The organism is Chromatiales bacterium 21-64-14, from assembly GCA_002255365.1.
Taxonomy (GTDB): Bacteria; Pseudomonadota; Gammaproteobacteria; order 21-64-14; family 21-64-14; genus 21-64-14.
In genome coordinates, this window is the sequence record NCBI01000055.1 from 1 (window position 1) to 11,812 (window position 11,812).

Sequence of the window (11,812 nt, forward strand, 5' to 3'; positions counted from 1 at the left end):
CGCCGACGGCAAGGTGCTGGAGACGACCCAGTACGGGGCGTTCGGGAACGAATTGTCGGACACTCGCAGCGTACTGAGCGGACTGTTCCCGGCCAACGACCTCTGGCAGCGCGGGGTGGGCCTGCGGCGCGTCCCTGCGCCCCACCCTGCCGGCGGCGTCCTGCCGCCATCATCACCCGAGCCGATCCACCAAATCCTCGGCACGCAGATGGGTGTATCGCTTGAGCATCTGCAGGGTCTTGTGCCCGGTGATGGCAGCCGCTTCCATGGGGTTCAGTCCCCGCTCGAACAGCCTCGATGTGCCCTCGTGTCGCAGATCATGGAACCGCAGGCCCCGCAGCATACGCGGGTCAGGCTTCTCTCCGTTGGTCCCGCACTCGGCCTCATAGTCCGCTCGTGCCCGTTTCACCGCGCGGTCAAACGCCTGGGTAATGCTGTCCGCCCGGATGCCCCACACGTAGCCGTCCAGACGGCGGGGCAGTGCATCCAGCACCGCCCGGGCCCGCGAGGACAGCGGCACCCGGCGGGGCTCTCCGGTCTTGGTCTCCGGTACCCGAAGCACGCGCCCGTCCACATGCTCCCAGCGCATCGCCGCCAGTTCTCCGCGCCGCATGGCGGTCTCCAAGGCCAGGATCACCAACGACTCGAGTGGGCCGCCGTAGTCCCTGCATGCGGCTAGGATGCGCGCTTCCTCACCAGATAGCAGGCGCCTCTCCCGCTGTCGCCCAGCGAGCGGGAGAGTAATCTGCTCCACGGGGTTTCCATACGGAAGGTGCAACCCCCATTCCTTGGTTGCCACGTTCAGCATCGCCCGGAGTAGGCCGAGTTCTTTGCGGACTGTATCCGGTTGCACTGCGCTCAGTCGCTCGGCGCGATAGCTCGCCACGTCTTTTGGCTGCAGAACCGCGACCGAGTATGCGCCCAGGTGAGTACGGATGTGCTGTGCCGTGGACCGTATCTGCACGGCGGAACGTTTCTGTGGGACCACTTCCTTTATGTACCGGTCCAGCAGGTCGGCTATCGTGGTGCGTTCCGATACCGTCCGAACACGGAAGGCCCCACGGTCCATCTCGGCTTCGATCTCCCGCGCCCATGCATCGGCCTCGCTCTTCTTGTCGAAGGTCCGGGTCTGCTGCGGGTATCCGCGCTTTCTTACTTGAGCGTGCCAGACCGGTTTTCCCGTTGGCCCTGGGCGTTTGCGAATTGTTGCCACCAGAGTTCCCTGTTCGAGCCTGAGTGTGCCAGGAGTGTGCCAAACCCTGCCACCAACTACAACCGGTATATCGTAACATCTTGTTTTATTGGCGCCCCGGTCAGGATTCGAACCTGAGACCTTCCCCTTAGGAGGGGGATGCTCTATCCAGCTGAGCTACCGGGGCGGACGGATGCCGGGGTGGGCCCAGGACTCGGTCCGGAGCCCTCCGGCCTGCGTAATGGTACCGGGTTCGGGGCTCCAGCCCAACGGGGGAAATGCCCGGCCCGCGCAGATGGACGGGCACGGCAGGCGGGGGCCAGGGGGGAACCGCCCCGGACCGGCCTTGGGCCGCCGGGGGCGCGCGTCCCAGCGCTAACCGAACCAGAAGCCGGTGTCGCGGCGCAGGAATTCATCCACCGGCATGTAATGGGACCCATCGCAGGAGAAGGTCAGGCGGACCAGGCCGTTCATGATGTTCAGGGAGGCGGAACGCAGATAAAGCGTCTCATCCGTGTGGCGCAATACGCGGAACCGTTCCAGTACTGGCCTGATCTGCTCCGGGGGTACCGTGGCCTGTTCCGGGTACGGATGCCGGGGATAGGGCAGGCAGATCCTGGGGTCGATCAATTCCGGGAGTTCGTGGAGCCGGTAGTGATACGGATCGTGCAGCAGCCATAGCACCGCGCGCGAGCTGGACAGGTGGAGCTTGCTGTGGAAGACCCCATGTTCGCGGATCAGCCGGTCGAATAGCGTCAACACCTCGTCCATGTGTTCATCCATGGCGCTGGGCACCCGGCGTTGTTGAAATAGCGTCCCGCGGATCGCGGGATCCCCCCGGTATTGCCGCCAGTCGGTGCTGGTCTCGTCTGACGGCGGGACCACCGGCAGGGTCTTGACGTCGAAGTCGGCGGCGATGAACCCCAGCACGCCATCCGTGTGTGTCACCGCTTGCAGCGCGGTGACACACGGGTCGGTGGCGAGCGTGTTGGCGTAGGCGTGGGATATCCCGAACCCCTGGAAGGGCAGTGAGCCGGCCAGATACGGTCGGCTGGACAGGTCCCGTCCGCGGCACTGGGGTTCGAGGCCAGAGCCGCTTACGTTAGAGGAAACCTGCATCCCGGAGGCGTCCAGGGCGTAGAGCAGTTGGCACTGGGGCAAGGCGGGCAGTGCCTCCTTCAACAGCCCGTCCAGGTAGTCGGTGTCTGACCAGTATGCCACGCAGCGCGTTGCGATCTCGGACATCGGCCGCTCCAGTCGCTGCGCAAGCGATGCCTTGCGGATAAAGATTGCGTCATTAAACCATGCCATGGCTGTATGCTCTCCTTTGCAGTGTGTACCGTTCGCAGTCGACGCGTGGTTGAGAACGCGTGCCGTGAACCATCCCAGTCCGAGTGGTGCACCGCCACTGATAACGCTTGGACAGCGTTTTCTTCGGACGGTTTCCATCGCGCATGCAGTGTCGTTTCCTTTAGTACTGCATTGCCAGTGTAGTCTACAGTCGAACCGATGACACGCGCGTTAAATTGATATTGCAGTTTCGTCGTGCGTCAGCGACATCGATGCTGTGTGCAGGTCGTGCATCGGTGACAGTTGGGATATCGCGTCATCCCGTGGTGCGTTCCGTGATCAGTCGCGACACGATGATGTAGTGATCGGGTAGTACAGCAGTGGGTCAGCGGTGCTCGGTTGTGCGGGTGGTCCAGGCGACGCAACGGCCGCGTGTTCGTGGTGCCGATGTGCGCGGCGGCGGGCTTCGGTGTCTGCGGGATCGTGGTCGTGCCAGGAGGGCTTGGATCGATCTGCTGCCCGGCCTGTTCGCGGCACGCGCCACCCGGTGCCGTGCGGCGTGGGCTAATTCCGCGGCGCTGGTCCGGCAGCGGCGGGCGCCGTGATCCCGTTCAGCAAATAGTCGATCAACAGTTCGCTGTAGCGTGTCGGGTCGGTGGCGAAGCGCGCGTCCTTCAGGTGGATCAGCACGCCGCGCGCCAGGAAGAAGAACACGTTGGCGCCCAGCAGCAGGACGGCCGCCATGGCCGGGTCGGTGTCGGCGCGCAGGGCGCCGCTTTGCTGACCTTCCCGGAGCATCTGCACCAGGCCGGAGAAATTCTCATCGAACACCTGTTCGGCTAGTTCCTGGGCACGCCGCGAACCGCCTTCCATTACCTCCCGCAGGATCAGCCGCGATAGGTCCTCTTGTTCCAGCAGGTGGTGCAGATATCCGCGTGCCGCGTGGCGCAGGCGTTCGGCAAAGGGGTCCGTGCCGCGCATGCCGTCGTGGAGTATCTGGCTGCTGGCCGCGCAGGCTTGGCGCAGCACTGCCAGGTAGAGCCGGTCCTTGGTCTTGAAGTGGTGGAAGATGTTGGCCTTGCTGACCCCGGCCCGCGCCGCGATGGCGCTCACCGGCACCCCGGCGTAGCCACGCTCCGCGAACAGCGCCGCGGCCGCCGCGAGTATCCCCGGCGCGCCCCGGCGTCGCGTCGCCGCCGGGGGTGGCTGGTCCGGACCGGCGTGTGGGTTGGCCATGACGATCCTTTCCAGCATGGGCATGCGAGGTTACTGACCGCTCGGTCAGTTTAGCGCGGGGCGCAGGTCCCGGCAAGCGACCCGGATGCGGACCCCAGGGTGCCGGATACCTGCCGGGTCTGCGCGGATGCCCCCCACGCCGACATCGGCTAAGATGGCGCTCGGTTCGAAACCCGACCGGTCTCCAGTTCGCGTTGCAGGGCCTGCGCGGCACGGGATCGACGCTTGCGTGAGTCCACGCGGAGAGCCGCCTTGCGACTGCATCTCACTGTTCCGGTACGCGCTGCCCGCGCGTGGGTCGGCATGCCCAACCGTTGGGATCTGGTGGCGATCCCGCTGGTGCTCGGCCTGCTGTTCGTCATCTCCTGGGGCACGCGGCAGGTGACCGTGCCTTATTACGCGGGCGAAGTGCTGCCCCTGTCGCTCAATCCCGCCTACCTGCCGGAGTACGCGCTGCGCACCACTCTGCGGATGGTGGCGGCCATGCTGTTCTCGCTGCTGTTCACCTTCACCTATGCGACCTATGCGGCCAAGAGCCGGCGCGCGGAGGCCTTGCTGATCCCGGTGCTGGATGTCCTGCAGTCGGTGCCGATCCTCGGTTTCCTGTCTATCACGGTTACCGGCTTCATTGATTTGTTCCACGGCAGCATGCTGGGCCCGGAGGCGGCGGCGGTGTTCGCCATTTTCACCTCCCAGGCCTGGAATATGGCGTTCAGCTTCTACCATTCGCTGAAGATGATCCCGAAGGACCTGTACCAGGCGGCGCACGTCTTCCAGCTCTCGCCCTGGCAGCGATTCTGGAAGTTGGAGGTGCCGTTCGCGTTGCCCGCGCTGGTCTGGAACAGCATGATGTCCGCCTCCGGAGGCTGGTTCTTCGTGGTCGCCTCCGAGGCCATCAGCGTGGCCGGGCATCACATCCTGCTCCCCGGCATCGGCTCCTACATCGCGGTGGCGATCCGCCAGCAGGATCTCACCGCCATCGGCTACGCCATCGGCACCATGTTCGTGGTCATCACCCTCTACGATCAGTTGGTGTTCCGGCCGCTGGTGGCGTGGTCGGAGCGGTTTCGCGTGGAGACCGTCGCGACGGACGCCGCGCCGGGGTCCTGGGTGCTGACCCTGCTACGCCGCGCCCGGCTGATCCACTGGTTGATGCAGGTTCCCGAGGCGCTGTGGGAAGCGTCGCAGCGCTTCGTTGGAAGCCGCCGGCCCACGCTGCCCCTGGGCCTGATCGGCCATTTGTTCCATCGGGAGGAACGCCTGCTTGCCCGGCTCTGGCGCTATCTCACCATCGTCTCGGTGACCGCCGCCACCGTGCTGTTCGCCCGCTACGTGCTGGCGGAGGTCGGCTACCTGGAGATCGCATACGTGCTGTTGCTGGGCCTGATCACCGCCACCCGGGTGGTGGTGCTGGTGGCCCTCGCCGCGCTGATCTGGGTGCCGGTGGGGGTGTGGGTGGGTCAGCGCCCGCGCGTCGCTCAGGCAGTCCAGCCCCTGGCCCAGTTCTTGGCCGCGTTCCCGGCGAACCTTCTGTTCCCGCTGGCGGTCGTAGGGATCGTGCGCTACCACCTCAACGTGGAGATCTGGCTGAGCCCCCTTATGATCCTCGGCACCCAGTGGTACATTCTGTTCAACGTCATCGCGGGCGCATCCGTGTTGCCAGGGGATCTGCGCGAGGTGGCGCTCAACCTGGGGCTCAGCCGGTGGCAGCGCTGGCGGCGGTTGATCCTGCCCGGGATCTTCCCCGCGTGCGTGACCGGTGGGCTGACCGCTTTCGGCGGGGCATGGAACGCCAGCGTGGTGGCCGAGGTGGTGAACTGGGGCCACACCCAGCTCACCGCCACCGGGCTGGGGGCCTACATCGCCCAGCAGACCGTCGCCGGTGATTACCCGCGCATCGCGCTCGGCATCGTCGTGATGAGCCTCTACGTTCTTGTGTTCAATCGCCTGTTCTGGCAGCGCCTTTACCACTACGCCGAGGAACGGTTCAACCTGCTGGGGTGAGCTCCGGATGAACACAGCGGCCAATGCTGGATTGCTTGAACTGCGCGGCGTGGGTCAGTCCTACGCGGCGACGGAGCGCGGCGCGCAGGTCAAGGTCCTCGAGGGCATCGACCTGGTGGTGCGCGAGGGCGAGATCGTCGCGGTCCTCGGGCGCTCCGGCTGCGGGAAGTCCACCCTGTTGCGGATCCTGTGCGGCCTGGTGGTGCCCAGTACCGGGGCGGTGCTGTACCGCAGCGGCCCGGTCCGCGGGCCGGTGCCCGGCGTCAGCATGGTGTTCCAGAACTTCGCCCTGTTCCCCTGGTTGACCGTGCTCCAGAACGTGACCCTGGGGTTGGAGGCCCAGGGCGTGGACCGTGCCGCGCGACTGACGCGCGCCGAGGGAGTGATCGAGATGATCGGTTTGAGCGGCTACGAGTCCGCCTACCCGAAAGAGCTGTCCGGCGGGATGCGCCAGCGCGTGGGTTTCGCCCGCGCCCTGGTGGTCAATCCCGATGTGCTGCTGATGGACGAGGCGTTCTCCGCCCTGGATGTTCCCACCTCCGAGTCCCTGCGTTCCGATCTGCTGGACCTGTGGATCGAGCGCCTGATTCCCACCCAGGCCATCGTCATGGTGTCGCACAACATCGAAGAATCATTGCTGCTTGCCGACCGCATCCTGGTATTCGACAGCAACCCCGGCCGCATCAAAGACGAAGTGCGCATTACCATGAAGCATCCTCGCGACCGGGAATCGGTTTCGTTCCGGCAACTGGTGGAGAAGATTTACGCCATCATGACCACATCGGCGGTGGAGGGCGCCGCCGGTGCCGGGCATCCGGGCCGGGTGGGATTCGCCTATCGTCTGCCTGACGTCAGTGTGGCGCAGATGTGCGGCGTGCTCGAACAGATCGAGCAGTCCGGTGACCAGGGGCGCACCGAGTTATCGGAACTCGCCGACGAAATGCACCTCGAACTGGACGTCCTGTTCTCCATCGTCGATGCCCTGGAGGTATTGGAATTAGCCCAGGTCGCCGATCGGCGCATCCGGCTCACGCGCCACGGCCGCGCCTTCGTGGACGGCGACCTGCAGCGGCGCAAGGCGATCTTCGCCGATCACCTGGTGCGGCGCGTACCCCTGGTCGCCCACATCCTGCGGGTGCTGGAGGACCGGCCCATGCGCCGCGCTCCGGAAGAGCGGTTTCTGCGCGAACTGGAAGACAAACTGAGCGAGCAGGAATCCGAGCGCGTGCTGTCCGTCGCGATCCAGTGGGGCCGCTACTCGGAGCTGTTCGGCTACGACTACGACGCCGGCGTACTGACCATGGAGGCGCCCGAAGGGGAGGCGGAGGGGTAGGGGACGCTTCATTGATGCATCGACATAAGTCCCGCGCTTCGTCGACGCCCGGCCCGCCATGACCCGCAGCCCTAACACAAGTGATTTCCCATCCTCCGGCCGCAAATTCCTAATTTAGCGGGAATGTAATGGCTCATTCCGCTACCGGTATCACCATACCGGTCGAATCACCTCCCAAAAGATTTACACGGCAACGTTGCCGCCTATCCGCGGGACATTCGCTTGCCGATCCGATATATTTCCGTGAGAATTTAGTGGGTTGCTCCTGAGCCCGAACCTGGGCGCGGAGTTATCTGGCAATTGGGCCGGTCACTTATCGTAAGGCTCCTGTGGAAACGTATGCACGACGATCCAGAAAGAACGACATCCGTCGGTCTTGCGCGTTATGCAAGGGAATTTTTTGATTGTGCGCTCGCGGCTGATGACAAGGTTGGGCATAGACCTGGCTTCGAGATTTTCGCACCCATACCAATTATGTATCTCGTAGGTCATTCCATCGAGCTCTGCCTGAAGTCGTATCTTGCATTCCGGGGTGTTCCGCTCAGCGATTTTCGGACTAATAAATATGGGCACGACCTCGTGAAGTGTCTAAAAAAATCCAAGGAGCTTGGATTAAACGAACACGTCAAGCTCGACGACGGAGAACAGCACGCGCTTACTGTATTAAACGAGCTCTACTCAACTAAACAACTCAACTACATAGTAACTGGCGCAAAAGAGTTTCCCGTCTTTGGCCCTATTCAAATGGTAAACACAAAGTTACTGGATGCTATTTGTCCACTGGTTGGGTATAGATAGTGGAGCCAACAATCAGGTCAGCAAGGACGCTTAGCGCTGACGCGCTCACGCCTGTTACCTGTAGCGTTAGGCATCACACAAAGTAGCCTGTCTACTGAGATCACCAACCTCAAGGAGGTTTCCACCATGCTCAATGCCCTGCTTCCGCGCTATCCAGTACCGTCCCTCAACGTGCCTCTTGTAAGTGGTGGACGTTTTGTCCTCGGCGCCAAGCCAGGGGAGAAGTTTGATCTCGTCGTGTTTTATCGTGGTCTGCACTGTCCAGTATGTACCAAGTACTTGATGGAGCTCGAAAGGTTGTCTACTGAGTTCTCCTCAAGAGGGGTGGAAGTCTTGGCGGTGAGCAGCGACGACGAAACTCGCGGCAGAGGAATGGCCGAAAAGGTCAAGGCCGCCGGTACTAAGTTCGGTTACGGCCTGAGCCTTCGCTCCGCGCGGCAGTGGGGCCTGTACATAAGCGCGGCCCGTGGCAAGACCTCCGTCGGAATCGAGGAACCCGCACTGTTCAGTGAGCCCGGTGTATTCCTCGTGAGGCCTGACGGCACCTTGTACTACGGCGCTGTTCAAACCATGCCGTTTGCGCGGCCGCAGTTCCAAGACCTCCTTGGTGCAATTGACTTCGCCGTAGCCAAGGACTACCCGGCACGCGGGGAATTCACTGGCGAGGTGTGAGTGTGAGCGGTCGGTGACAAATGAGACTCATTTATCACCGACCCCCATTTTATCCTTTTGCGCCCATCTGACCGCTTATGTCGCTGCCTCAACTCCGGCGGCAGTCGGCGCAAACTGTTAGGGAACCTCTGAACAAGTAGCCAATAATGCTGCCCCAGCTCACCTACAGACGTAAATTCGGCGAGAAATCGGCCCTGCGGCTGGTTAAGGTGACGGACGCCCCATCGGAGTACCCAACCTATGCACCGGGCTATTATGCCGTGTTCTTTGATGATCCCTTCACAGGGATTCACTTCGAGCTTAGCTACACGCCGTTATTGCGGTAACCATCAAGCTATATGCAGTGGATAAAGGTGTTAAAAGCGATCTGGGCCAAGCACCCCGAGTGGAAGTCACCACCATGGAAATAGGCTATGCGAAAACTGGAATCTCGGCGTGATCAGGCCTAGGAAAAATAAAAGGGGGTCGGTGGTAAATGAGAAGCATTTGTCACCGATCCCCTTTCATGGCGTGCACGCATGCAATCGTTGCGGTGTTTCCGAGAATGGTGGTATCGGCAACCACAGGCATCGAGCGGAGGTGTTGCGACAAATGTTGTTCTGGGTCCTACTCGGAATGACAGTCAACATATTCCTGTCGTCGAGCGCGGCGGCTGCAGACCACATTGAACTGTCACGCGACATTTTTATACCCACTGGCCATATGGCGGCCACGCCTCGCGCGCTCGCCCAGACCAAAGAAGGCGGCTATGTCGTAGTTGGCAGCATTCAGGATGCGCACACTAAGGTCCCGTGGGCGGCGCGTGTCGACCGTGATGGACACCTACAGTGGCGCTATGTACCCAGCGAGAGAGTTGGGGGCGTCGTTGTCGAAGACCAGCAATATAGCGACGTTGTTACGCTTACCGACGACAGCACGCTCTTTTGCGGGGGAGCACCTCTCCGAAGCGGCGCGGTAGCGGTTGCTGTTCTCACTCACATCGCCAAGACGGGCAAGCTGATCGGAGAACGTCTCTTTCTGCCGAACAAACAGACGCAGTTTTTTGATGGTGGTTTCCAGAAATGCTTTCGTTGGGGCGACGGGGTAGCCGTCGTCGGCGATGTCGAAAGGGCCAAGAAACGCAATGGCCGAATGACTTACAAGAACTTTTACTGGATCGTCTTCCTCAATGCCGAAGGGGATGTTCGGTGGTCGAAATTGATCCCGAACGATATCAATTTCATGAACGAAGTCACTATCATCGACCAGGCCATGGTGTTGGCCAATCAGGATTTGGTTTTTGAAGTAAATTTTCACCGAATCGTCAGCGTTGGCCCTCATGGCTCCGTTAACAAAAAGCGGATCTCTGATGCCGTCGAACTCGTTCATGAAGTCGCCCCCGCGACAACTTCGCATCTGTTTTCGGGGCCGCCCGCAGTGCTCCGGACGTTCGGACGGCACCTCGAAGCCATGGGCCGGATGACGGGGTCGGCTCAGACCATTGCCACCAACGAGGCCTATCAGTTGCCAGACGGCTCTCTGGTTCTGTTCGGAGATGCAAGACCAAAGGAAGACAACGGCCGACGGATCGCCAGCATCGAGTGGCTGAGCCCCGATCTGGACCAGAGAGAGCTCTTCTCCTTTCCGGCCTCCTATTGGTGGGGCGGAGTAACCGCTGCGCTGCCTACCCACAAGCAGGACGAGTTTGTCACTGCAAGAAGCGTGGTACCCATACCGAATATGCCCGAAAGGCGCCACGGAGTCGTCCTATCGTTCGTGCATATAAAATAGTGTTCGAATTCAGGAAGGATAGAGCCATGCCTGATCAATCGGTTGACCGCGACGCCCAGAACGCGGGCCGGTCTTATGTGGCCTCCCACTTATCAACCTTCGGACGGGCGCGACGATTGTTGCCACGCGCCCGCTCAGGGCTAACCGGATTTGGCTCCCGAACCCGGCGTCCGCCCCCGGTGCGCGCAGGGGGGGCTGTCCTGTCGTGAACCACGGTCTCCGGATCGGCGTATTACTCGCTGGCACGGTGCTTCTCGGCGGATGCAACAATTCGAACATCAAGCCGGGAGACTGGGACTATCCCGTGCTGAACCCGCACCCTACACATACCTTCCGGATTTACGGGACGATGGACCCGCGTCTCAATATCAAATTTGCGGTCAATTGGACCGCTGCGGATCAGCACTGCATATATCCTCTCTCCGTCATCGAGGGAGCTTATGCGGATTTTCATGTAGGGCAGCCTGTTCCGGCGGTTCGCCACGGCAACCACTTTGAGGTGACGATCCCCACGGACGGAGTTCTTCCCGGGCGCTGTAAGTGGCAGTTTGCCGGGGTCCTGATATACACAGGCAAGTCGCAAGATCCCGCTAGCGCAGGTTTTATAATGCAGACCAACTCGCCGACACTAAGGCCCGGAGATTCACCTGAGAGTTTTGCTAATTTTGATTGCCACCTCCGGCCTCAAGTACGGGTCAATGGTAGGGCAATATCCGGTATTCCTTGCACGGCCCACGGCCATACCCAAAGGGTGCTATGGTGGTACCCGCGGACTCGGTCTGTCGAGTTGAATTTTTACGTGACCGGTAAAGAGAAAGAGACCAAAGCAGCGAGTCCTGCTTCGACCAACACAAGGCCACCCTAGACATATGAGAGTGAGTATTCTCACTGGCGGGTGGGGTGAATCCGTATGCATATGGGGGCGACAAAAAGGTGGGGTCGGTGACAAATGAGAATTATTGGTCACCGACCTCCTTTTATACATGATGGCGTCGAGCTGACAGTGGGGACGCTGGCGCATCCCACCGCTGCTCATGCCAGTCGTTGAGCTTCACACAATGGAAATTAAAGGCAGGTTGCAACCGGAAGACCTTCTCTCAGCGCACTGGCTACATATCAGGCCGCGCCGGTTATATGCAATTGTTGGTATTTTTCTGCTCGCCTTGATATTTTTGGCGCTATGGTTTGCGTTCTTTGGTGGAATGCATCGGCAGGTTGGCTGGGCGGGATGGGCGACTCTCGGGGGGGCTTTTTTGCATTCTCCTTTTTTTCCTCGTATATTTTCCTTTTAAGATAAAGCGAAACTATCGCCAACGAAAAGAATTGCAGAAGGAATTCACCTTTGTCACAACGGATAGTAGCCTCAATGTAGAGTTCGCAAATGGTCATTACAATAAACCGTGGATCGACTATCTGAAGTGGAAGGAAAGTAGAAACTTGTTTCTGCTGTATCACGCGGACAACCTGTATCAGATCATACCGAAGCGCTGTTCCCACTCAGCTGGAGATATAGACAA

At 61.0% G+C, this 11,812-nt stretch carries 9 protein-coding genes and 1 tRNA gene; 6 read left to right on the forward strand and 4 right to left on the reverse strand.

What is annotated here, in order from left to right; translation table 11 throughout:
• Positions 1-172: 172 nt before the first annotated feature.
• From B7Z66_14610 to B7Z66_14625, 4 genes are all read right to left on the reverse strand, one after another.
• Entirely contained in the window at positions 173-1,213 is a 1,041-nt protein-coding gene (locus B7Z66_14610) for a hypothetical protein (protein ID OYV74963.1), read from the reverse strand.
• A gap of 89 nt (positions 1,214-1,302) precedes the next feature.
• Positions 1,303-1,379: transfer RNA gene (locus B7Z66_14615), tRNA-Arg, on the reverse strand.
• Positions 1,380-1,567: 188 nt separating this feature from the next.
• Positions 1,568-2,503: a hypothetical protein gene (locus B7Z66_14620; GenBank protein OYV74964.1), complete on the reverse strand. Its 936-nt coding sequence runs from the start codon at positions 2,501-2,503 to the stop codon at positions 1,568-1,570.
• Positions 2,504-3,046: 543 nt separating this feature from the next.
• Complete coding sequence (locus B7Z66_14625) at positions 3,047-3,718, reverse strand: hypothetical protein (protein ID OYV74965.1); 672 nt, start codon at positions 3,716-3,718, stop codon at positions 3,047-3,049.
• Between the two features lie 303 nt (positions 3,719-4,021).
• Between B7Z66_14625 and B7Z66_14630 the strand changes: the two genes are divergently transcribed.
• The 6 genes from B7Z66_14630 to B7Z66_14655 form a co-directional block, all read left to right on the forward strand.
• Complete coding sequence (locus B7Z66_14630) at positions 4,022-5,722, forward strand: sulfonate ABC transporter permease (GenBank protein OYV74966.1); 1,701 nt, start codon at positions 4,022-4,024, stop codon at positions 5,720-5,722.
• Between the two features lie 7 nt (positions 5,723-5,729).
• Complete coding sequence (locus tag B7Z66_14635) at positions 5,730-7,055, forward strand: nitrate ABC transporter ATP-binding protein (GenBank protein OYV74967.1); 1,326 nt, start codon at positions 5,730-5,732, stop codon at positions 7,053-7,055.
• A 924-nt stretch (positions 7,056-7,979) separates the two neighbouring features.
• Positions 7,980-8,525 (forward strand): alkyl hydroperoxide reductase, encoded by a 546-nt coding sequence (locus tag B7Z66_14640; protein ID OYV74968.1) that lies wholly within the window; start codon positions 7,980-7,982, stop codon positions 8,523-8,525.
• Between the two features lie 146 nt (positions 8,526-8,671).
• Positions 8,672-8,851 (forward strand): hypothetical protein, encoded by a 180-nt coding sequence (locus B7Z66_14645; GenBank protein ID OYV74969.1) that lies wholly within the window; start codon positions 8,672-8,674, stop codon positions 8,849-8,851.
• Positions 8,852-9,116: 265 nt separating this feature from the next.
• Entirely contained in the window at positions 9,117-10,295 is a 1,179-nt protein-coding gene (locus B7Z66_14650) for a hypothetical protein (GenBank protein ID OYV74970.1), read from the forward strand.
• 1,185 nt (positions 10,296-11,480) lie between these two features.
• A partial coding sequence (locus B7Z66_14655) for a hypothetical protein (GenBank protein OYV74971.1) occupies positions 11,481-11,812 on the forward strand: 332 nt, incomplete at its 3' end.

Excerpts from the sequence above, each read along its gene's own strand:
- B7Z66_14630 (OYV74966.1), top strand. The coding sequence starts at position 4,022 with ATGCCCAACCGTTGGGATCTGGTGGCGATCCCGCTGGTGCTCGGCCTG.
- B7Z66_14625 (OYV74965.1), bottom strand. The coding sequence starts at position 3,718 with ATGGCCAACCCACACGCCGGTCCGGACCAGCCACCCCCGGCGGCGACG.
- B7Z66_14635 (OYV74967.1), top strand. The coding sequence starts at position 5,730 with ATGAACACAGCGGCCAATGCTGGATTGCTTGAACTGCGCGGCGTGGGT.
- B7Z66_14620 (OYV74964.1), bottom strand. The coding sequence starts at position 2,503 with ATGGCATGGTTTAATGACGCAATCTTTATCCGCAAGGCATCGCTTGCG.
- B7Z66_14650 (OYV74970.1), top strand. The coding sequence starts at position 9,117 with ATGTTGTTCTGGGTCCTACTCGGAATGACAGTCAACATATTCCTGTCG.
- B7Z66_14640 (OYV74968.1), top strand. The coding sequence starts at position 7,980 with ATGCTCAATGCCCTGCTTCCGCGCTATCCAGTACCGTCCCTCAACGTG.
- B7Z66_14645 (OYV74969.1), top strand. The coding sequence starts at position 8,672 with ATGCTGCCCCAGCTCACCTACAGACGTAAATTCGGCGAGAAATCGGCC.